Raw genomic sequence first — 21,799 nt, 5'->3', positions numbered from 1 at the left:
AGCACAAGGCAACGAGCATGTTAGACAAATACATCACCCCAGTTATAAAGCCACTATTAACACCCGTTGTAGCGTTAATGCACAAGCGCGGTATAACGCCCGACCAACTTACTGTGGCAGGCTTTTTAATAGGGCTATTAGCTGTGCCATTAATTGCGTTTGAAATGTGGTACGCAGCGTTAACGGCTATTGCTTTAAATCGTATTTTAGATGGACTAGATGGCGCATTAGCACGCCATGCAAATTTAAGTTCAAGCGCGGGCGGTTTTTTAGATATTACCCTCGACTTTTTATTTTACGCGGCAATTCCACTTGGCTTTATTTTGGCAAATCCCGAGCAAAACGCCATTGCCGGAGCCGTATTACTGGCCACCTTTATAGGCACAGGTTCAAGTTTTTTAGCCTTTGCCATAGCCGCCGAAAAATTTAAGCTCGAAAAACCCCAGTTTAAATACAAAAGCTTTTACTATTTAAATGGTTTAACCGAAGGCACAGAAACCATAGCACTGTTTATCGCCTTTTGTATTTGGCCGCAGCACTTTGCCATAATGGCGAGTATTTTTGCCACTGCGTGCGCTATTACTATTTTTACACGTATACATGGTGGATATAACACGCTTAAACTCCAAGAAGCTGATGAGGTTTCACAAGCCAATGAGTAATGAAATTTGGTGGCGTTTAGGGTTCTTTTTTAGCATTTTGGTTATTATGATGCTGCTAGAATCACGAATGCCCGCACGTAAATCGCCTATAAAAAGTAACACCCGATGGTTTGCTAATTTTGGACTCGTGTTTGCTTCATCACTAATTGCCCGCTTAAGTGTGCCCATAGGCTTAACCGCCGTAGCGCTTTATAACCAAGAGCACGGTATTGGTTTATTTAATCAAATAGCCACATCAAGTATTGTTGCTATTATTTTAAGCATGTTACTGCTTGATATACTTATCTATTGGCAGCACCGGCTTTTTCATCAGGTGCCTATTTTGTGGCGTTTGCACCGTGTACACCACGCCGATGCCCATGTAGATACCAGCACGGGTTTGCGTTTTCACCCTATCGAAATTGTACTTAGCATTCTTATAAAGCTCATTGCCGTTACCGCTTTAGGTGTACCCGCTATTGCAGTATTAATATTTGAAATTGCACTTAACGGTTTAGCGCTGTTTAACCATGCAAATATACGTTTGCCACAAGCAATCGAAAAGCCCCTTCGATTAATTTTAATGACTCAAATACTGCATCGTATTCACCATAGTCAACGCGTGAGCGAAACCAATTCAAACTACGGATTTAGCGTTATATGGTGGGACAAACTGTTTGGCAGTTACAAAAATGAAGCGCAAAAAGCCGATAACGACATAGATATAGGCTTAAAAGAATACCCAAGCCAAAAACAAAATGCCTCACTTTGGGGTTTACTAATAATGCCTTTTAAAAATAAGTAGCCTATGGCTATACGTTACCAGCTCACACGTCGTAAGTTGGTAAAATAACGCGTTATAATCTTACAAATGTACCTACTAAATACCCTACTAGCGACTCGCTAACTCAGCTTATTGCGCTTTAAAAATGTTGCATATTAGCTAACTAAAAAACCGACCCGTAAATTTTAACCCCTTAATTTTAAATACTATTTTACAAAAATGCCAAATTGGTAAACTGGTCTTACCGTAAACTAAATGTAAATAAAATAAACAAATATGTTGACCATTTACTTGCTGCACAATATTATTTGTAAGCGCTTACAAAAACACATACAAAATGTAAGCGCTTACAATGAATAAATAGAGTTCTTTTAAATAAGTATAAACACACATTCTGACAACAATCTGTGAAACCGGGGTTCAGCTATGAACATTGAAAAAACACACATTGCTCGCTTACTGGCTGCTATTTCATTAGCATCTTTAGCAGGCTGTGGTGGCGACTCAGCCACAACATCTAATTTTGAAAATATTGACGCTTCTGAGCCAGTTTCAGATTGGCAAATGGTATGGAGCGACGAATTTGACGGCTCTGCTATTGATACTAACAAATGGAACTTTGAACTAAATTGCGACGGCGGTGGTAATAACGAAAAACAATGTTACACCGACAGCGAACAAAATGCTTTTATTGCCGACGGTGTGCTTAACATTGTTGCCCTACCCGCAGAAGATGGCGCTGAAAAGCCATACACGTCTGCGCGTTTAAATACCCGTTACAATGCTGACTTTACTTATGGCCGTTTTGAAGTACGAGCAAAGCTACCTTCGGGGCAAGGCAGTTGGCCTGCGTTTTGGATGCTACCAACCGATGAAGAATACGGCACTTGGCCACGTTCTGGTGAAATTGATATTTTAGAAGCTGTAAATCTAAAAGTAGCCGCTGAAGATGGCACTATTGAATCTTACGTGCACGGTACTCTTCATTACGGTCGTGAGTGGCCAAATAACTCTAGCTCAGGTAAAGCTTATTTGTTACCTGAAGATATGAACCCAGCTGATGATTTTCATACTTACGCTGTAGAGTGGCAAGAAGGTGAAATCCGCTGGTATGTAGATGATTACCTTTACGCTACACAACGTCGTTCTGAAGTTCGTTTCAATTCAAAAGACGAAGCTGTTGGCCTTAAACACAAAGGCTGGTTTGCGGAATACTTTGAACAAGGAAGCGGCGAACTTACAACACATTGGGATAACGCCCCTTTCGATAAAGATTTCTACCTTATATTAAACCATGCAGTGGGTGGCGATTGGCCTGAAAACGTTAACAACCTAGGTATTGATGCAGACGCATTTGCACAAGGCCAAAGCTTTGAAATTGATTACGTTCGAGTATACGAATGTGCATCAGACCCAAGCACAGGCAAAGGTTGTGAAACAGTTCGCCCAGGCTACGACAGCCTAGACGACGCACTTATAGAAGGTGCAGCACCTGTACCTACCCCACCTAGCGACGGCGTAGCCCGAAACCTTGATGTATTTAACGGTAGCCTAGACGCTAACTGGATTGCATGGGATTGTTGTGGCGGCACTGTACCAGAGGTTATTACTGATGCAGACAAAGGTGACGCAGTTAAATTTAATATAAACGATAACAACGGAACCGTGCTTGGCTTCTCTACTCGCGGCGGTCACTTTCCAGACGACTTTACAGGAACATCGTCTCCATTTGATGCATCTCCATTACTTGACGTAAACGGCCGTTTAACGTTTGACATGAAAGTAGTAACGCCTCCAACGTCTGATACTACATGGATACTTAAAGCAGAGGCAGGTGACGGTGGCCCAAATACAGGCGACGTACCATTAAGTGAAAGCAATGAAGGTGTAACACCTGTAACTGGTCAATGGCAAACATATACCTTTCCATTAACACTACTTCAAGAAAAAGGCCTAGATTTAAGCGCAATTGATGTGCTTATGGTATTCCCTGCATGGCAAACAGGTGAAGGTGCTGAGTACCTCATTACCAATGTAGCAATTGAAGGTGACTTAGGTGCTTCTCCTGAAGTTGTTTTATTCGACAACGGACAAAGTTTAGATTGGCCTATGTGGGATTGCTGTGGTGGTTCAACACCAGTTGAAGCATTAGACGACGAAGAGCACGGTTTAACTGCAGAGTTTAGCATTGGTGAAGCACCTACAGTAATGGGCTTTAACACACGCACTTCTGCAGGCGGAAGCGGCACACCATTCGATGCGACTAGTATTTTAGAAAATGGCGTTCTGCAGTTTGAACTAAAAGTAATGTCAAACCCTAATAACCCTGACTCAACTTGGTTAATGAAAATTGAATCTAATGAGGGTGACTCAGCGGTAGAACTTCCGTTAACAGACGCAGGTGACGCGCCAGTTGCAGGTGAATGGAAAACTTACACTTACACCTTAGCCGACCTAGCAGGTGCAGGTTTAGATGTTAGCGCGATAGATGTTGTCATGATTTTCCCAGCATGGGGAACGGGTGAAGGCGCAGTTTACCGTGTAGATAACGCAAAAATTTATGACCCAAGTGCAGCATCTACTGCAGGAAGTGAAATTACAATATTCCAAGATACTGCTGCTGAGCAATGGAGCATATGGGATTGTTGTGGTGGTTCAACACCTACTGAAGAAACAGACGATAGCGATCACGGTACCGTTGCTGAATTTGTAATTGGCTCAGCGCCAACTGTTATGGGCTTTTTAGCCGATGAAGGTGTTTCTTTTGATGCCTCGTCTATCCTTGCAAATGGGGTTGTACAATTTGAAATGAAAATGGTGACTCCACCTAACGCAACAGACGCTCAATGGTTATTTAAAATTGAATCAACTGGCGCTGCGTCTGCAGTGGAGCTTCCTCTTGCAGAAAGTGTTGAAGGTCAAGTACCGGTTATTGGTCAATGGCAAACGTACACATTTACATTGCAATCACTTTTTGACGCCGGTTTAGACATCAGTGATATCAACGTGTTAATGGTTTTCCCAGCATGGAGTACGGGTGAAGGCGCGGTTTATCGTATCGATAACGTAATTATCGCAAACCCGTAGAACAACCATTGAATGGTAGGTGCCTTTAAATAGGCACCCACTAACTGTAATAAATTTAGAAAAGCAGAGCAATTATGAACACATTCACTTTTAAAAAGAGCCAGTTAGCAGCTTCTGTGTCACTTATCATCGCTGCAAGTACATTTAATTTAGCCTATGCAGCAGAAGAAAATACTGCTGAACCTGAACTAGAAATCATTGAAGTAAAAGGTATTCGCGGATCATTAATCCGTTCAATGGATGTAAAACGAGATGCTTCTGGTGTAGTTGACGCCATCTCAGCTGAAGAAATGGGTAAGTTCCCAGATACAAACTTAGCAGAATCATTACAACGAATTACTGGCGTATCTGTCAGCCGATCAAACGGTGAAGGTAGCCAAATTACTGTTCGTGGTTTTGGTCCATCGTTTAACTTGGTAACACTTAATGGTCGCCAAATGGCGGGAACAGGTTTTACACGCTCATTTAACTTTGAAAACTTATCATCAGAGGGTGTAAGTTCACTTGAAGTAATGAAAACTGCACGCGCTGATTCACCAACCGGTGGATTGGGTGCAACTGTAAATATTGTTACCGCAAAACCATTACAAAAGCCTGGTGAGCGCTTTTCTTTTATGGCTAAAGGTATTCACGATACATCTGTAGAAGAAGGCGATAAAGTAACACCTGAAATTGCAGGTATCTACAGTAATACCTTTGATGACGAGCGTTTTGGTGTGTCGGCTAACTTTTCATATCATCGTCGTGATTTTCAACGACAAGCAGCAAATGTTCGCTCTTGGTTAGTTAATCCAAATCTCTCGGTTGATGCAGCTAATATTGTTGATAACCGCCCAATGGATGCTGAAGGTAACCCGGCTAAACAATTCTTTGACCCAAACGCTGGGGAAAATGGTGAATTTGTTTCAGCCGCTTTCTTTCCGCAAGAAGTTAGTTTTGCAAAAGATGACATTCAACGTGAGCGCTTAAATGCGCAAGCAACATTTCAGTTTGCACCAACAGATAACCTAACTTTTACGCTTGATCATACAATTTCACAAGCAACGACCGGGAATAACTCATTGTCTTGGGGTATTTGGAACGGATCGTTTGGTGGTAATGCCAATGCTTATGAACTTGATGAAAATGGTACAGCTGTTTATTACAACTCTGCAGGTGACGATGCATCCTTTACTGCATTTCGTGAAACATCAGAAGTAGATTCAAAAGCAACAGGTATTAACGTTGAGTGGTTAGCAACCGAAAACCTGAGCTTTAACTTTGATGCTCACACATCTAAAACAACGACCGATAATGGTAAAGATCCTGGCTTAGGCGCTAACGCACGAATCATTTTAGGCTCGGCAGACATTTCAACTAAAGAGTACTCTTTCCGTGAAGGTGACGTACCTGGTTTTAATGTAAATTGGAATAACGGTACGCAAGAAGTTGATCCAAACCAAATTGGCTCTAACTTTAGTATATTTACAAGAACACCCGGTGAATCAGAAGTATCTCAAGTACAACTAGACGGTAAACTATTTACTTACACTGACATTGGTTTAGAAACAGTAAAGTTTGGTGCTGCATACACTAAGCAAACACTTAGTGGCTGGGGTGGCTCTAATAATGCCAATGCACCGGGCTTTAATAACGGTACATTTGCTGAGATATTCCCAGATAGTATGTTCGAGCGAGTTGATTTAAGTGGCTTTCTTGACGAGTTTTCATTTGGTCCTAACGGTGTAGCGCCAGGCTATGCTTACACTTATGATCTTGATGAAGCATTTGCTCGCCAAAGCGCTTTTTTAACTGAAGACGTAATAGGCAGTGATGTTTACCAAATAGGCACCTTTGATGGCTTCCCAACTAACAAAGTAGAAGAAGAAACAATCAGTGTTTACCTGTCTACAAATTGGGTATTTAACGTTAGCGACTACGATGTTTTTGTAAATTTAGGCCTTCGCTACGAAGAAACTGACATTGTAAGCCCAGCTAAAAGCCGTGTTGCTCAGCAAGTATATTGGGCAGGCGGTTCTGAGTGGCTAACTGAATTTGCCAGTGGCGGCGAATTAGTTGAGGTTGATTACAAAGGTAATTACGATCTTCTTCTACCTATGATAGATGTAAAAGTCGACCTTTCTGATAACTTAGTGTCACGTGTATCTTGGGGCCAAACAATAACACGCCCTACCCTTGGCGACATGCTTGGCAACTTAAGCTTAACACCGTCACCTAAGTTAAATTCAAGAAGCGGTAGCCGTGGTAACCCAAATTTACAACCGTTTAAATCAACAAACTTCGATCTTAGCCTTGAATATTACTACAATGAAGGTAGCTACGCTGCAGTGGGTATGTTCTGGAAAGATGTAGATAATTGGATTGATAACACACAAGTAACGACCACGTTTGAAGGCCTGCATGATGTTTATTTAGGTCAACGCTGGAATAATGCAGTAACCGCAATTGAAGGACGTGGCGAGCAGGCAACTGACTCTGCTATCTATAATGAGATTGTGGCAAATGGCGTAGGAATTGGCGAAAACAACCGTGTACTTCCTGACTCAGCAACTGATCCATTAATAGAGTGGACAATCAACTCACCAGAAAACGTAGGATCTCGTAAAGTAAATGGTGTTGAGTTTGCGATACAGCACTTATTCGGCGAGTCAGGTTTTGGCGCTGGTTTTAATGCCACTATTGTTGACGGTGATGTAGAGTACGACAACTATTACCTTGCATCTCAAGCTGTATTAGCTGGTCTGAGTGATTCTGCCAATCTACAAGGTTTTTACGAAAAAGATGGCTTATCAGTTAAAATTACTGGTGCATGGCGTGATGAATACCTAATTGCGCAAGGCCTACCGGATTCGGGTGCTACGGCTCCTCCACAATATGCTGAAGAATATTTACAGTGGGACATTAGCGTTAACTACGAAGTGAATGAAAGCACTACCGTATTCTTTGAAGGCGTTAATTTAACAAACGAGACAGAGCGTTCGTTCAGTCGTTTTGAAAGCCAGTTCTTAAGCGCTGCACAATACGGACCGCGTTATGCATTTGGTTTTAGATACTCAATGGGTAACTAAACTTAAATAAATACCAAATAAAAACCGCTCTAAGAGCGGTTTTTTATTTTTGAGCTATGGGATGCGCTTAATCTGCTCTAATAGTATATTCGTTGTCCAATCAACGCCGTTATACGCAATATCTGGCTTGTAAAAATCACCTGCCCCTCGCGCTCTATTTACATATACTTTATTCGGCACTACAACTTTACCTAAGCCTGAAGGTAAATCGGCTAAACGTACCTCCATATACAGCGAGTCTGCGCTACTGGGTGCACCAAACAAAGTGGTATTTTCAAAAAGCTTAAACTTATCAAGCGCATCTAAACAAGCACTGGCGCACTGCGGCGGAACAATAACAAACACCTTGGTTTTAAAGTCACTAGTTAAAGGCTTTTGTGGTATGTTATTTAGCGTAATAGTCTCTCGTTCTAAATAAAATGAATCAACACTTTTAAGTGATAAAGCCATGCCCGCAGCTACAGCTTTAAATATTTCGGGTTGCTCTTTTATTATGTCCAATAGAGACATTGCATGATACCAAACAGACTGCTGCAAATTTAACCTAAAGGTCAACAGACCCTAATCATTTAATGCTTGAGTAAACGAATCCATTCATCAGGGTTTGCTATAATAAAATCATAAGTATCTTCATTTTCTAATGTGATTGTTATTGCATCGCTTGTTAGTGGTAAAATGCCAGCACCTGTACCTACCGATTTTTCAATTTTTATGATTGCGCTGCGTGTTAAAGTATAAGGCCCTAAACCAGCACGTTCATTGTATGGCTCAAAACTTACCTCATCTTGCGTTACATAAAATTTGCCATCGGCTTTTGCCACACCGCTTTGGTACGTAGCAGTAGATGATTTGAGTATTTTATTGTTCATTCGGCTTTCCAGCTAATTAATAAATTTACTTTTATAGGATGTATGCACCTTAATAAGTTATATAGTTTTGTGTTTTAAGGCAATTAATTTGTACCTAAAAAGTAAAATTCAATTAGTACTGCGAATCTCTAGCAAAGTATTAATTAATCTTGGTACAAACCTTGATACCTAATTAATAACAAAACGACTTACAGGTACGGGTTATGGCGAAATTTTTTGGAATTTATTGTGCATCTGGGCTAACTCAACATCATGATTTTATTATTAATAAATTTAAAGCTGAAGATGCTAAATTAAACAGTGGCACAATAAACGAAGTACATGAACAGGCTCTTTACTTAGCTAGTTTAGATTATGAAACCTTTGGCCCACATGCTTTTTTGCAAACAGATTCGCATATTGCAACACTGGTTGGTCACCCACTTTTAAGCGCGAACCGAAATAATGATTTAAACACCCTAAACTCACATTATACCAATGCAATGCTTACAGAATGTGAAGGTGTTTTTTGTATGGCACGGTATAACAAGGTTACGAATGTATTAAACTTAGTTACCGATTCCCTTGGGGTTCGCCCTTTTTACTATATGTACTATGAAGGTGCTTTTATTTTTAGTACCCAATATAGCTTACTCAAAAACTTAGGCTTACCACTTACCTGTAATCACGAAGGAATGATGGAATATGCAACACTTGGCTATTACCTATTTGAGCATACCCATTACAACGAAATTTCGTGTATTCGCCCAGGAACTCGCCTAGAAGCATCATCTAAGGGAGTTACTAAAACACAGTATTTTGACTGGTGCAGCCTTACTAAAAATAATGATAATTATCAAAAAACACTGCATAGCTTAAAGCAAGACCTATCTAACAATGTGAACAAATATATTGATAACGATAATCACGTGCTTACTACGCTATCGGGTGGATTAGACTCAAGGTTGATTGCGTGCTTACTTAAAAGGCAAAATATAAACATCACCGCGCTTAATTTTTCACAGCATCAAACACAAGACTTATACTGCGCAACGGCGTTCGCAAAAAGTCAAAAAATTGAGCTTGATGTTATTCGTGTTAACGATACGCAGGCAAAAACAATTGAAGACAGACTAGGCGAGCATTGGTTAAACGGCAAACATCCAGACCACCCTAAAGTAACACGTCCTCGTTTAGCATGGTCTGGCAATGGAGGCAGTGTTGGGCTGGGTGTTATTTACTACTCAGATGAAGTTTACGAAGCGGCATTAACACAAGAACCTGAGCGCCTTGCTGACGCTTATTTATCGCAACAATTTGCTTATATCCCCAAATCAATAATCCATAACGCTGATAAAATGCAAGCCAGACTAAAAGCTAATATCGTAACGTCATTAAAAGAGTTTGGAGATATTCCTCTTGAAAAAGCTTACTATCTGTTTTTATTACTTAACGATCAGCATCACCATTTAGCCATTCCATTCGATAAAGTGGACGAGTATCAAATGGATTTTTGCCTGCCCTTTTATTCCTGGAAAGTACTTCGACATGTTTTGTCGCAGCCGACGTCACAAGTAAGAAAGCATCGCTTTTATCATGATTTTTTACGCTATGCATTCCCCGAAGCCCTAGATTCGCCTTGGCAAGCATACCCTGGCCATGTTCCATGTTTATTACCAAAAGAAGGTATTGATCAGTGGCAAATTAAACGCCCCAAGCAGTTTAAACCCACTAAGGTGTACCAAATTTTCAGTCAGTTAATGACAAGCCAACATAAGCAATTAGTTAACCTAGCCTCGTTTAGTGCGGTTGCCTTACTGCATGCTTGTGGCATTAGAAGCTATAACGATAAGCTAAAGGTTATTGAAAATATGCTTAAGTGGTAACATTAAAACACCTTGCTGTAGGCCTCTACTCAAGGTGTTTCAAACAAGCTGTTGTTATTTAGTTGGTGGGAACCATACGCTAACAATTTTGCCATTACGCACTTCATACACCGCAACGGCGAACATATCATCTCGCCCCTCACCAAGCCCAGTTAACCGCTCATAATCAACAACCACAGGCCCATTCACAATTCGATTTTCAAGAATCACTTTAAATGATTTTGGCGCTGTTTTTAAAAACTGATACGCTTTGATTAAGCTTTCTTGCCCAATAATGTCAGGAGCGCCTTCTTGGCTATTTTTAATTTTTATATCTGCCGAGTGACAGCTTGCAAATAGCGCTATATTTCGTGCGTTATAAGCCTCTAGTTGCGCTTGCACTACTTGTTCAGGATCGGTACTTGCCGAGCACGCTAACGCATCACTCGCATAAAAGAGGCTAAATAACATTAGCATTGAGACAACTTTCATAACAATAAACATCCTTGAAAATAAACTAGGTAGTAAAAAAGTTAGTTGTGAAAATGACTACGAAAACTTAAAAAATACAATACTAGCAATAAGCAAATATAACCTAAAGCAGCTTGCAAAATAAAATTATGTATAATTATTTAAATACAAACAAAAAAGGAGAGCATACGCTCTCCTTTTTCAAACGGTCAAGGCCTATTGACCTAAGAAGCGACCTTTAATTGTCCCTGTAACAACATTAGGTATCATACCTGGAGAGTTTCTATTAAATTGTATATAACAACCATTGCCCGCATCTGAACATGCCTGACCTTGTATTCTAGAAACAGTGCTTCTACCGTCATAATCCGTAGTCTTTAGTTTGGCAATCAAATCTTTAATTTCTGAATGGACGTCCAATAAAACAGGATCTAAACGCTCAATGTCTTGACTTACCTTTAAACCGTCAATGTTTATATTTTGCTGTTCAATTATTGCAACTAATTTATCTAATTTTTCTTGCGCACCTTCATGACCACGAATAGCCAGCGTTTTATGCATTTTAGCTGACTGATACAAACTAGCTTCAGTACCTATACCATGTTCATAAAAAACAGCTAACAGCTCATAAGCTGGCAAATAAGTTGACTCTTTTGCCTTAATTAGCAGATCGAATGCTAATTTGTCTGAATTTTTATTATTTTCAGCAAACAACTGTTTCGCCCTATCAACCAAAGCTGGCGGAAAACCTCTATCAACAACTCGGTTTAATAACTCATCAGCTCTTGCTACATCTTTATCAAAAATGTGCCCTGTTCTATACCAACGCGAAGCCTGATGGATAGCAAAAGGGTCTTTCCACTTAATAGCTCTTAACATAAACTTTCTGGCATATGCGTCGTCTTGGCTTACGCCTTCACCGTTTGCATAAGCAATGGCAAGTAAACTAGCAGCTTCGCTACTACCGTTAATGGCAAAATTTCTGAGCTTTTTGAAATCCGATGTACATTCAGCAGTTTCACACAAAGGAAGTGCGTCTGTATCCTGGTCTGTATTTGCATAAGCCAAATTAGCTGATAAGGCCGACGCTATAATTAAAGGTAAAATTTTAGCTATTCTCATTGTTCTCTCCATGGTAATGATTTTGGTGTACCTGATTTAGATTACAACAGTTTGTTTAAAAATCAAGCTTATTATTACAAGAGCATACTGAAGTTATTTATAACCTAAAACCATAATATATAACCAAATTTCATCACATAGTTATAAATTAGTAACTTTTTTAACATTATTATCGGGTAAAAATAATTTAACCCGTTCATGTACTGGCGCCGCAAATATTATAAAAACACCTTTTTTGCATAGGCATAAATTAATTGCGTTACTAATCGCTTACAATTTAAATGCAGCAGCCTCATAACTAAATAAATTAACGATAAAACCCAAATTTTTTATTATGTTAAACAGCTCAATATGTTAATTTGTGTAATGTAGTTTTACGGCAAAGAGTAGTTAATGAGTAAACAAATTCGATGGACCCTAAAAAGTATTGCCAAAGAGTTAGGTGTGTCTAATGCAACGGTATCTAATGCATTTAATCGACCAGATCAGCTCTCAGAAAAACGCCGAGAAGCGATACTCAAAGCCTGCAAAGAGCTTGGTTACTTTGGCCCAAATAAAGCAGCGCAATCATTAAGAAACGGTACATTTAACATTGTCGCCTTGGTGTTACCCGACAGCGTTGAATATATGGTATCAGACCCAGTTGCCAGCAGCTTTATGCGAGGCGTGACTTCTGTACTCGAAAAAAACAATATTAACGTTTTATTGTTCTCTGGTAGTAACAATAACCTCAATAGTGTTGTTGATTTTGTAGATGGTTTTATTTGCTACGGTCGCCCTCGTAACCACGCATTAGTAGAACAACTTAAAACTACGCCAAAACACGTCGTCACTGTAGATTTTGACATTAATCGCAATGCGTCGGTTAACATTAATAACGAACAAGCTAGCTACGAAATTGCCAAGCATGTTTTGCACAATATAAACGATAAAGTCGCCATTCTAGGGCTAAGACTTCTCGATGAAAACGTATTATGCCGCGTTTATGAACATCACGAGTTTCAAACCGGAGAGTCAATTTCTCATCAGCGTTTACGTGGCTATCAACGTGCATTAGTTGAGGCAAATATCAGTGTTGCTGACGATCGTATTTGGAACATACCTGAAAGCAGTGAGCGCTTTGCTAATATAGCTGCAAAAGAAGTATTATCAGCTTCACCTCGCCCTAACGTTATTATCTGTATGAGTGATTTAATTGCACTCGCCACAATGCGAGAGGCAATCAAGCAAGGTATAAAAATTGGAAAAGACCTACGTATTGTTGGATTTGATGGGATTGATGAAGCAGCACGGTTCGTGCCTAGGTTAAGTACTATTCATCAAAACAGTGAAGAAAAAGGCGTAATTGCTGCAAACTTATTTATTTCTAAAGAAAACAAAATACAAGAAGTCAGCTACGAACTCGACATTGGTGCCAGCAGTTAATAAAAAAGCCAAGCTAACTAGCTTGGCTTTTTGTTAAGCAAAACTCTATTCTTACAATAAAGAATCTAAACTTATCGATGTTTCTTCATCACCATTTACTTGCGTTATAAGGGCGGTTCTTGCTTCAAAATCAACACTTAATGAAATAGATTGCTCACCAAGTTGCCATGTTAAACAACACATACTGCCTTCACCTTGCGCTGAAAACTCCCCAGAAAACGCTGGGTGTTCATTTCGGATTTTAATCAGTTCAATTAAACCTTTTACAACGGGCTTATCAAGTGATTCGCTTATTTTATCTGCATTTAAATATGGGCGGTTAATATCACGGCCAACATTTGTTTTAGTTAAAAGCTCCATGTCGTTTTCGCATGCAAATAAACCACCGTAGTAAACTTGTGGAACACCTGGTGCAAAAAACTGAATGGCGCGAGACAATAAATAATCAAAATCTTTAGCCCCCAATGCGTTGTAATAAGTACAGTTAACTTGGTACAAATCAACATTACTGGCTGCAGCCCCAGTTGCTTGTCGGCTTTCGTTATTACTGTTTGCATGCATTGTTTCAACAAGGTTATCAATTTGCTCAGCGTTTAATAAACCTGGTTTGTCGCCCATTGGCCCAGCGTCAATAATACCTATGCCGTCGTGCGTATCGAGTACAGTTAAACAGTTACGTGGTGATATTTTTAGCCACTTCAAAAGTGCATCAACATCGTTATTAAACAAGCTATGTAAAATAAGCGGCGGCAGTGCAAAGTCATAAACCATGTTAACGCGTTTAGCCACTTCAACCTGAGTTTGATAATGGCTGTGTATTTCAGCAATTGTTTCCATACCTAATTCATTTGCTTGCTTAGATAAGTTATCTAAGTAACCAAACGTTTCATCTAGCATAAAACAGTTAGTACCCGCTTGCTTAATAGCGTAACCCGCTGCATCTAAGCGAATAATATTTACATTGTTTGCAGAGAACTTGGTGAGTACATTATTTAAATACGCAACGCCAGCCTCTACCTTTACATTAATGTCAATTTGATTATCGGTAAATGTAGTCCAAAAATCATACGTTTCACCATCACCACATTTCATTGGTGTAAAACAACTACCAGGGCGAGGACGATAAATTGCTTTTTGCTCTGCGTCGCTCATGCCATTTGGAAATACGTCTTCTTTGGTTAAAAACAAATCCCAAAATTCAGAGGCTTTACCTTTAGCAAGCACATCCTGAAACTGAAAAGATTGCGCCGAAACATGGTTAACAATTAAGTCGGCCATTAAATCATGGTTGTTACCAAGCGCTTTAATGTCTTCCCAAGAACCTATTCTTGAATCTACTTCACTATGGTCTATTGGGTCAAAGCCAGCATCACTGCCGTCAATTGGGTTATAAAATGGCAACAAATGCACACCGCCAAATACACCTTTTAAAGATCCATTTAAAAGTGTAGTGAGTGCATTAATGTCTTGGCCAGTGATTCGATCAGCATATGTGATCAATTGAACTTTGTTTTGCATCATTGTGTGATTACCATGTTGAATCTTAATCGATTAAGATATATCTTTAACTAGAGAGTGAGAATTTACAAGTAATTTTTAAAAATTTTACATACAAATATCGTTGCATGAATAATACTTCACTAAGTAACTAACTGACTTAGCGCGTATTAGTCTGCATTTAACGAGGATTAAATAAAATGACAAAACCACACACACAAGTAAGCAGCGATCCGTTGCGACAAATACGCTGGCTCACATACATGATGTTTTTTATGTTTGCCATGACCTCTGATGCGGTCGGCATGATCATCCCTGAGCTTATAAAAGACTTTGGCTTAAGTATGACCCAAGCCAGTGCCTTTCATTATGCGCCAATGGCTTTAATTGCTTTTAGTGGACTATTTTTAGGCTTTTTAGCCGACAGCCTTGGACGAAAGCAAACCATTATGCTGGGGTTACTCATTTTTTCTGCGAGTTGTTTTTTATTTGCAGTAAGTTCTAGTTTTAATTTTTTCTTGGTACTTCTTTGCTGTATTGGTTTGGCAATCGGTTTATTTAAAACAGGTGCATTAGCTTTATTGGGTGATATTTCACACAGTAACGAAGAACACACCAAAACAATGAACAAGGTAGAAGGCTTTTTTGGAATAGGTGCTATTGTTGGTCCTGCACTGGTAGGTGTTTTACTCGTTCAAAATGTTAGCTGGACATACCTTTACATTATTGCTGGTGTTATGTGTTTGATCCTTGCGCTTCTGGCGTGGCGCGCAGATTATCCGCCAGTTGTAAAAACAACCGAAAAACCCGCTTCACTTGCCACCACCATGAAAATGATTAAAAACCCTTATGCACTGGGCTTTTCAATGGCTATCGCACTATACGTTGCAACCGAAGTGGCTATTTATGTATGGATGCCAACACTATTACAAGATTACACTGGTTCATGGCCATTACTTGCAACCTACGCATTAACCATATTCTTTATACTTCGCGCGGCGGGTCGTTTTATAGCGGTATGGTTACTAAATCGCTTTAGCTGGCAAGGCGTAATGACCTACCTAAGCCTTGGCATAGCACTATGTTATGTAGGCACATTAATTGGCGGTGTAGATTGGGCCGTGGGATTGCTTCCACTTTCAGGTTTATTTATGTCAATGGTTTACCCTACTTTAAACTCTAAGGGCATTTCCTGTTTCCCTGTTCAACAACATGGTGCTGTAGCCGGCGTTATATTATTTTTTACCGCATTGTCAGCAGCATTAGCCCCACTTTTAATGGGCATGATCAGTGATTACTTTGGTCATGTGCGTTACGGTTTTTACTTAGCAACTGGTTTTGCAGTTATTTTATTTTTGGCTATGCTATTTAATTATTTTCGTGACCCATCAGCATCAGCTTTAGAGCAAAATAACGTAGTTACTAATTAATTTGATAATTATTTAACAAAAAAATTACCCTACAAATCAATGGGTGAGTAAAAAAAGAGCAAATTAATAATAAAATAATTTGCATCTTGTAAAAATTTTGTTATTTTTACTTAATCGATTAAGTAAAAATAAATAACCATTTAGGTTCAACATAACGAGGCGTTCACATGACAACACACAACACTCCTTTATATTTAATCAGTGCATTAGCACTTGCAGTAAGCCAAGGCATTAATGCTCAAGAAGCAGAAACTACTCAGCCAGAAGCATCACAAAACAAAGGACTTGAAACAATCGTTGTAACCGGTGTTCCACGCCGTACAACAATTATGGCTTCAAGCGTATCTGTAAGCAGTGTTTCGCTTGAACAAGTTCAAGTTTCAACACCTCGCTCTACCGCTGAAGCATTTAGAATCATTCCGGGTATCCGTTCAGAATCTACTGGCGGTGAAGGTAATGCAAACATTGCAGTTCGTGGTCTACCGGTTGCATCAGGTGGCGCTAAATTTTTACAGTTACAAGAAGACGGTTTACCTGTACTGCAATACGGTGACATCGCTTTTGGTAATGCTGATATTTTTATGCGCCTTGACAACACGGTACAAACGGTTGAGTCAATTCGTGGTGGTTCAGCGTCTACAGCAGCAAGTAATGCACCGGGCGGTATCATCAACTTTATCTCTAAAAACGGCGAAAACGAATCGGGCAGCGTTGCAACCACTGTAGGCCTAGATTTTGACAGTGTACGTACTGATTTTGAATACGGTACTTATTTAACCGACAGCGTTCGCTTTCATGTAGGTGGCTTTGTACGCCAAGGTGAAGGCCCACGTGAAACAGGTTACACTTCAAATAAAGGTGGTCAAATAAAAGCTAATTTGACTAAAGATTTCGAAAACGGCTATGTGCGTCTTTACTACAAACACTTAGACGACAAAAGCGTTGGTTACCTTCCAATGCCAATGTACTCAAATGGTGATTCAGTTCCAGGGTTTGATTCTCAGTCAGATACACCGCATTCAGCACTGTTCACTAAAACAGTTCGCTTAAATGGTCAAAACCAAATTAGCAATGGTGACATTCGCGATGGTATGAACCCAAATGTTGATTCTATTGGCTTTGAAGCTGTATTCGACCTAGACAACGACTGGCGTATTGAAAACCGTTTCCGTAAGTCATCAGTTAGCGGAAACTTTAATTCTGTTTTCCCTGCTGAAGTAGGTGATGCATCAGCAATGGCAGCAAGCATTGGTGGAGCAGGAGCAACACTGAGCAATGCAAACACAGGTGACGCATTCAATGGCGATTTAGCTATGCGTATCCATACGTTTGACGTAACAATGAATGACTTTGACTCTATTGTTAACGACTTTAAACTAACAAAATCGTTTGACGATGACACAAGCCTTACGTTTGGTTACTACGCATCAACGCAAAACATAGCGATGTCGTGGTTGTGGAACTCTTACGTTATGGAGCTTAAAGGTGACAACGCAGCACTGTTAAATGTAACGGCTGCCGACGGCACTGAGTTTTCAGAAAATGGTTTATACGCATACGGCACGCCATTTTGGGGTAACTGTTGTCAGCGCGACTACGACACTGAATACGACACACGTGCACCCTATGTTGCTTTCTCAACTAAACTTGGTGACTTAAGCATTGATGCAAGTGCGCGTTACGACAGCGGTGAAGCACGCGGTAACTACGCAGGAGCAGTAACATCTACTGTAGACATGAACCGTGATGGTGTTATTTCAGTACCCGAGCAGAATGTTGTCGGTATTGATCATGCTAACTCAAGCCCAGTAAATTACGACTGGAGCTACTCGTCTTACTCAATTGGTGCCAACTACCAAATAGACCCTAGCCTTGCAACATTTGCGCGCATCAGTAAAGGCGGACGTGCAAACGCTGATCGTCTTTTATTTGGTAAAGTACGCTCAGATGGCTCAGTAGCTGATGAAGATGCAGTTGATGAAGTAAATCAATTTGAGTTTGGTGTTAAAAAACGTTTTGACTCACTATCGGTATTTGCAACAGCGTTCTACGCAGAAACTGAAGAGCAAAACTTTGAAGCAACATCACAAAAGTTCTTCGACCGTGAATATGAAGCCAAAGGTATTGAACTTGAATCAACGTACTTCATGGATGCGTGGGATTTTCGTGGTAACTTGACGTGGACTGATGCTGAAATTGCTAAAGATGCGCTATCTCCTGACGTTGTAGGTAACACACCACGCCGTCAAGCGGATTTAATTTACTCACTAATGGCTCGCTACAGCTATGAAAAAGGGGCAGCAGGTCTAAGCTTTATTGGTACAACTGACGCTTACGCTCAAGATAATAACGACCTTAAATTCGATGGTTACACACAGGTAAATGGCTTTGTAAGCTACGACCTATCTGAAAACCTTAGCCTGGCACTGAATGTAAATAACCTATTTGATACAGTAGGTATTACAGAAGCAGAGGAAGGCTCTGTACCAGCAAACGATATTATACGCGCACGTACAATTAATGGCCGTACAACATCACTAACGCTTAAATACGCGTTTAACTAACCGAGTCTGAGTGTGTTGAGCGCTGAAATGCAGTTTTATTTCAGCGCTTTATTCCCTACTCAACTTAAATTTTATTACTCTCCCTTACATTTAACCTAGCCTTGCTAGGTTTTTTAGGATTTATAACATGACCAAATTACTAAGCCTTGGCGAGCTGCTTATTGATATGTTGCCACAAGACTCACACAACACAGCGTATTTACCTATTCCTGGCGGCGCACCTGCAAACGTAGCAGTCGGTTATGCAAAGTTGGGCGGAAACGCAGCTTTTTGTGGTGGTATGGGTGATGATTACTTTGCAAAACAACTTACTGACGCGTTAAAGCAATATAATGTCGGCACCGAGTATTTATTCACTATAGAAAATGCGCAAACAGCGATGGTTATTGTCAGCTTAGATGAAACTGGCGAACGCAGCTTTAATTTTTACCGCCATAACACCGCCGACCTACTCCTTGCTCCTGAACATTTACAGCAAATTCAGTGGGATGAAATAAGTACTCTACACTTTTGCTCAAATACGCTAACCAGTATTGCCATTGCAAACACAACATTGAGCGCTTTAAAACAAGCAAAAATTCATAATAAACTTGTTAGCTTTGACGTAAATTTACGATACAGCCTTTGGCATAATATTCTTGATATTGAACCTAATGTGCGTGCCTGCTACGCCCATTGCGACATTATAAAACTATCACGTGATGAGTTAAATTTTTTAGCAGAACAAACCAGTCAATCAGGTGATGAATATTTACAATCGCTATTAGAGTTAGGCGTTAGTTTAATTTTCTTAACCGATGGACCCGAGCCTGCCACTGTTTACCATAAAACGTTTAACGTAAGTGAAGCTGCACCGATTATTAATGCAATAGATACAACCAGTGCCGGAGACGCGTTTATTGCAGGTGTGTTATATCATTTAAATCATTACAACGAGACGCTATTACCAATCGACAAACTCAATAATAAACAAGTAATTAAAGACGCATTAAGTTTTGGCCTTCGCTGTGGCTCAAAAGCCTGTTTATCAAAGGGTGCTTTTCCTGCATTGCCCGTTTTAAACGACGTACTTTGAGCTAACACACCCTGCAACATTTTAAAAATTAATCTAAAAAAGCCCTTGTAGATAAATACCTACAGGGGCTTTTTTAACTATTGTTAATCTGAGTGCTATAAAGCAAGCTCTTCTTTAGCGCGCGTTAAGTTATGCGATACCATATCGTTGTTAGATAGTTGTTTTGCTTCGTATAGGTCAGCAAGGCCGGCCGTTTCATTTTTAGCTTTTAGGCGCGCTACACCGCGATTGCTTAATGCAAATGATGTAAGCTGACGAACTTTAAATTTAGGGGCATCGGCATCTTGTAAAAGTGCAATTGCTTTAGTACAAATTTGTTCTGCTTCAGCGTAGTTTTTTGACTTAACATTAAGTGCACAGCTATTAAAAGATTGCTCAAGTGGCTGCGGCGCGGTTTGCGCTTCAATAACCATTAATTTGTAATCACTTTGATCAGCCATTGCAGCAGCTGAACATGTTAATAGTGAGCCAAGAGCGATAGTTTTGATAAGTGTTTTCATGGTCATAATCCTGTTAAGTTAAGTCGTGCTTGTTGCCGACAACTGAACTTTAGAGGATCCCTATAAAACCGACAAACGATAAAAACAAAACTAATAAGTGAAGAAATCTAACCTATAGACTTTAGTCTAATAACACTAGCCTAAACCCAAAATAATAGGCCCATTTAAAACTAGTGTTCAAGCCAATCAATTGCCGCAGTGGCATTTTCAAAGTAAGCCATTTCACCACAAATAATACGATTCCCAATGTTTGCAGCGGTTGCTTGCCATGTTTTATTACCGTAAATAGCTACTTTACTTAGCGCTTTATTATGCTTTATCCCTAAATTCAAATCGTCTAATATCGATTTAAAACCCACGCCCTTTAACTCAATGCCGTCTATAAATAAATTAATAATCGGGTTGTTTACCTTTAAAAGCGCGGCTTCAATTTTAGGGGTAATTGCATTGTAATCAGCGTGCTTTAAATTACCCACTGCTTTTAACGTTATAAAAATTTCGCGTCCAGCGCCTTCTATATCAAGTGTTAAACTAGGAATTAAATTTGCCATTACATTTGCTCATTCTTATAGTAAGTTTTGAGCATAAAGCACTTTATATTAATCAATGATGAAGCAAATCAACAAAACCGTATTTAACCTGAGCTTAAGTTAGTTAAGCTTGCTGCACTCGTGCAATTTGGTTATCTACATCGTTTAAATGCCCTTCTTTAACCCATAACTTAGCACCCAGCTTGCCTGCTTTTGCTAAAACATTAGAATTTACAGGCGTACGCAACCAGCTACTTTTTTCAAGCAAATCTTGCCCTTCTGTTACGGTGCCTTCAATTACTAACAACTCAGCTCCGCACTCAGCATCTAAAACAAACTGCGCATTAGGCGCTAAATGAATTAAGCTAACTTCCTCAAACTCATCTTTGTATAAAGGTGTTACCGAAACCCCTTGTTGTGTTGAGTGTTCAACGCTGCCCATAAAGTGAGTTTGCAACCGAACATGTGTTCTATCCTGTGGCTGAAACTGCCAAAGCTTAACAAAAATTATACACCCCTCTTTTGAACCCGGCTTATGTTGTGATTGCGGTGGGTTTCTGATGTACGAGCCCGCAGGAAAATCGCCATGTTCATCCTGAAAAACACCTTCTAACACAACAAACTCTTCCCCGCCGGTATGAACATGTGGCGAAAACTCACTACCTGGTGCATAACGAACAATACTCGTTGCACGCGCAACCTCATCGCCGATGCGATCAAGAGGTCGCCTATCAACGCCTGCCATAGGTGATTTTACCCAAGGTAATGTATTACTGTTCACCACTATACGCTGACTAAAATCGGCTGCTATTTTCATGCTTGCCCCTTAAATTTTTGTTTTGCCAATTAAACTCAATATACCGAGTTTAATTGACCTATTGAACCCACTTTT

The 21,799-nt window shown here is 39.9% G+C and carries 16 protein-coding genes and 1 pseudogene; 9 read left to right on the top strand and 8 right to left on the bottom strand.

Features of this window, described 5'->3' with window-relative positions:
• Nucleotides 1-17: 17 nt before the first annotated feature.
• The 4 genes from MTF67_RS04335 (at nucleotide 18) to MTF67_RS04320 (ending at nucleotide 7,580) form a co-directional block, all read left to right on the top strand.
• A complete protein-coding gene (locus MTF67_RS04335; RefSeq protein ID WP_248518806.1) occupies nucleotides 18-662 on the top strand; it encodes a CDP-alcohol phosphatidyltransferase family protein in 645 nt (214 codons plus the stop codon).
• Nucleotides 655-1,446 (top strand): sterol desaturase family protein, encoded by a 792-nt coding sequence (locus MTF67_RS04330; RefSeq protein WP_248518805.1) that lies wholly within the window; start codon nucleotides 655-657, stop codon nucleotides 1,444-1,446. Before MTF67_RS04335 ends, MTF67_RS04330 begins: the two co-directional genes overlap by 8 nt.
• Before the next feature lie 405 nt (nucleotides 1,447-1,851).
• On the top strand, nucleotides 1,852-4,512 hold the full coding sequence (locus MTF67_RS04325; protein WP_248518804.1) for a glycoside hydrolase family 16 protein: 2,661 nt from the start codon (nucleotides 1,852-1,854) through the stop codon (nucleotides 4,510-4,512).
• Between the two features lie 74 nt (nucleotides 4,513-4,586).
• The gene (locus MTF67_RS04320; RefSeq protein ID WP_010556831.1) at nucleotides 4,587-7,580 is read left to right on the top strand and encodes a TonB-dependent receptor; all 2,994 of its coding nucleotides are present in this window, start codon (nucleotides 4,587-4,589) and stop codon (nucleotides 7,578-7,580) included.
• 54 nt (nucleotides 7,581-7,634) lie between these two features.
• Here the strand turns inward: MTF67_RS04320 and MTF67_RS04315 are convergent.
• Both MTF67_RS04315 and MTF67_RS04310 read right to left on the bottom strand, forming a co-directional pair.
• A pseudogene (locus tag MTF67_RS04315) lies at nucleotides 7,635-8,087 on the bottom strand (peptidase); the annotation flags it as partial.
• Nucleotides 8,088-8,149: 62 nt separating this feature from the next.
• The gene (locus tag MTF67_RS04310) at nucleotides 8,150-8,449 is read right to left on the bottom strand and encodes a hypothetical protein (RefSeq protein ID WP_248518802.1); all 300 of its coding nucleotides are present in this window, start codon (nucleotides 8,447-8,449) and stop codon (nucleotides 8,150-8,152) included.
• 203 nt (nucleotides 8,450-8,652) lie between these two features.
• Here MTF67_RS04310 and MTF67_RS04305 point away from each other — a divergent pair, with 203 nt between their 5' ends.
• Nucleotides 8,653-10,314 carry an asparagine synthase-related protein gene (locus tag MTF67_RS04305; RefSeq protein WP_248518801.1) on the top strand — a complete coding sequence of 554 codons (1,662 nt, stop codon included), beginning with the start codon at nucleotides 8,653-8,655 and terminating at the stop codon, nucleotides 10,312-10,314.
• A 54-nt stretch (nucleotides 10,315-10,368) separates the two neighbouring features.
• On the opposite strand, the gene MTF67_RS04300 is transcribed toward MTF67_RS04305, so the two are convergent.
• Nucleotides 10,369-10,785, bottom strand: coding sequence for a nuclear transport factor 2 family protein (locus tag MTF67_RS04300; RefSeq protein ID WP_235420615.1), 417 nt, complete (start codon nucleotides 10,783-10,785; stop codon nucleotides 10,369-10,371).
• Nucleotides 10,786-10,980: 195 nt separating this feature from the next.
• Nucleotides 10,981-11,886 carry a tetratricopeptide repeat protein gene (locus MTF67_RS04295; RefSeq protein WP_248518800.1) on the bottom strand — a complete coding sequence of 302 codons (906 nt, stop codon included), beginning with the start codon at nucleotides 11,884-11,886 and terminating at the stop codon, nucleotides 10,981-10,983.
• A 393-nt stretch (nucleotides 11,887-12,279) separates the two neighbouring features.
• Here MTF67_RS04295 and MTF67_RS04290 point away from each other — a divergent pair, with 393 nt between their 5' ends.
• Complete coding sequence (locus MTF67_RS04290) at nucleotides 12,280-13,311, top strand: LacI family DNA-binding transcriptional regulator (RefSeq protein WP_006792638.1); 1,032 nt, start codon at nucleotides 12,280-12,282, stop codon at nucleotides 13,309-13,311.
• Between the two features lie 51 nt (nucleotides 13,312-13,362).
• Here MTF67_RS04290 and gtfA read toward each other — a convergent pair whose 3' ends face one another.
• Nucleotides 13,363-14,832 carry a sucrose phosphorylase gene (gtfA, locus tag MTF67_RS04285; protein ID WP_248518799.1) on the bottom strand — a complete coding sequence of 490 codons (1,470 nt, stop codon included), beginning with the start codon at nucleotides 14,830-14,832 and terminating at the stop codon, nucleotides 13,363-13,365.
• 176 nt (nucleotides 14,833-15,008) lie between these two features.
• Here gtfA and MTF67_RS04280 point away from each other — a divergent pair, with 176 nt between their 5' ends.
• From MTF67_RS04280 to MTF67_RS04270, 3 genes are all read left to right on the top strand, one after another.
• Nucleotides 15,009-16,238, top strand: a complete 1,230-nt coding sequence (locus MTF67_RS04280) for an MFS transporter (RefSeq protein ID WP_138739552.1) — start codon at nucleotides 15,009-15,011, stop codon at nucleotides 16,236-16,238.
• 167 nt (nucleotides 16,239-16,405) lie between these two features.
• Nucleotides 16,406-18,802: a TonB-dependent receptor gene (locus MTF67_RS04275; protein ID WP_006792635.1), complete on the top strand. Its 2,397-nt coding sequence runs from the start codon at nucleotides 16,406-16,408 to the stop codon at nucleotides 18,800-18,802.
• A 127-nt stretch (nucleotides 18,803-18,929) separates the two neighbouring features.
• Nucleotides 18,930-19,877, top strand: a complete 948-nt coding sequence (locus MTF67_RS04270; RefSeq protein ID WP_248518798.1) for a carbohydrate kinase — start codon at nucleotides 18,930-18,932, stop codon at nucleotides 19,875-19,877.
• Nucleotides 19,878-19,972: 95 nt separating this feature from the next.
• Here the strand turns inward: MTF67_RS04270 and MTF67_RS04265 are convergent, their stop codons facing one another.
• From MTF67_RS04265 to MTF67_RS04255, 3 genes are all read right to left on the bottom strand, one after another.
• Nucleotides 19,973-20,377 (bottom strand): hypothetical protein, encoded by a 405-nt coding sequence (locus MTF67_RS04265; protein WP_006792633.1) that lies wholly within the window; start codon nucleotides 20,375-20,377, stop codon nucleotides 19,973-19,975.
• 170 nt (nucleotides 20,378-20,547) lie between these two features.
• Nucleotides 20,548-20,928, bottom strand: coding sequence for an STAS/SEC14 domain-containing protein (locus MTF67_RS04260; RefSeq protein WP_006792632.1), 381 nt, complete (start codon nucleotides 20,926-20,928; stop codon nucleotides 20,548-20,550).
• Nucleotides 20,929-21,031: 103 nt separating this feature from the next.
• On the bottom strand, nucleotides 21,032-21,724 hold the full coding sequence (locus MTF67_RS04255) for a cupin domain-containing protein (protein ID WP_248518797.1): 693 nt from the start codon (nucleotides 21,722-21,724) through the stop codon (nucleotides 21,032-21,034).
• Nucleotides 21,725-21,799: the final 75 nt, after the last annotated feature.

It is taken from the genome of Pseudoalteromonas sp. 2CM32C, assembly GCF_023161925.1.
Lineage (GTDB): Bacteria > Pseudomonadota > Gammaproteobacteria > Enterobacterales > Alteromonadaceae > Pseudoalteromonas > Pseudoalteromonas marina.
Note: the sequence above shows the minus strand (reverse complement) of the source record. Positions and strands in the feature narration are given on the sequence as shown.

What these genes read in the sequence shown, in the direction of transcription:
- MTF67_RS04270 (WP_248518798.1), top strand. Translation starts at nt 18,930, where the DNA reads ATGACCAAATTACTAAGCCTTGGCGAGCTGCTTATTGATATGTTGCCA.
- MTF67_RS04295 (WP_248518800.1), bottom strand. Translation starts at nt 11,886, where the DNA reads ATGAGAATAGCTAAAATTTTACCTTTAATTATAGCGTCGGCCTTATCA.
- MTF67_RS04300 (WP_235420615.1), bottom strand. Translation starts at nt 10,785, where the DNA reads ATGAAAGTTGTCTCAATGCTAATGTTATTTAGCCTCTTTTATGCGAGT.
- MTF67_RS04305 (WP_248518801.1), top strand. Translation starts at nt 8,653, where the DNA reads ATGGCGAAATTTTTTGGAATTTATTGTGCATCTGGGCTAACTCAACAT.
- MTF67_RS04335 (WP_248518806.1), top strand. Translation starts at nt 18, where the DNA reads ATGTTAGACAAATACATCACCCCAGTTATAAAGCCACTATTAACACCC.
- MTF67_RS04325 (WP_248518804.1), top strand. Translation starts at nt 1,852, where the DNA reads ATGAACATTGAAAAAACACACATTGCTCGCTTACTGGCTGCTATTTCA.
- MTF67_RS04265 (WP_006792633.1), bottom strand. Translation starts at nt 20,377, where the DNA reads ATGAAAACACTTATCAAAACTATCGCTCTTGGCTCACTATTAACATGT.
- gtfA (WP_248518799.1), bottom strand. Translation starts at nt 14,832, where the DNA reads ATGATGCAAAACAAAGTTCAATTGATCACATATGCTGATCGAATCACT.
- MTF67_RS04260 (WP_006792632.1), bottom strand. Translation starts at nt 20,928, where the DNA reads ATGGCAAATTTAATTCCTAGTTTAACACTTGATATAGAAGGCGCTGGA.
- MTF67_RS04310 (WP_248518802.1), bottom strand. Translation starts at nt 8,449, where the DNA reads ATGAACAATAAAATACTCAAATCATCTACTGCTACGTACCAAAGCGGT.
- MTF67_RS04280 (WP_138739552.1), top strand. Translation starts at nt 15,009, where the DNA reads ATGACAAAACCACACACACAAGTAAGCAGCGATCCGTTGCGACAAATA.
- MTF67_RS04290 (WP_006792638.1), top strand. Translation starts at nt 12,280, where the DNA reads ATGAGTAAACAAATTCGATGGACCCTAAAAAGTATTGCCAAAGAGTTA.
- MTF67_RS04255 (WP_248518797.1), bottom strand. Translation starts at nt 21,724, where the DNA reads ATGAAAATAGCAGCCGATTTTAGTCAGCGTATAGTGGTGAACAGTAAT.
- MTF67_RS04330 (WP_248518805.1), top strand. Translation starts at nt 655, where the DNA reads ATGAGTAATGAAATTTGGTGGCGTTTAGGGTTCTTTTTTAGCATTTTG.
- MTF67_RS04275 (WP_006792635.1), top strand. Translation starts at nt 16,406, where the DNA reads ATGACAACACACAACACTCCTTTATATTTAATCAGTGCATTAGCACTT.
- MTF67_RS04320 (WP_010556831.1), top strand. Translation starts at nt 4,587, where the DNA reads ATGAACACATTCACTTTTAAAAAGAGCCAGTTAGCAGCTTCTGTGTCA.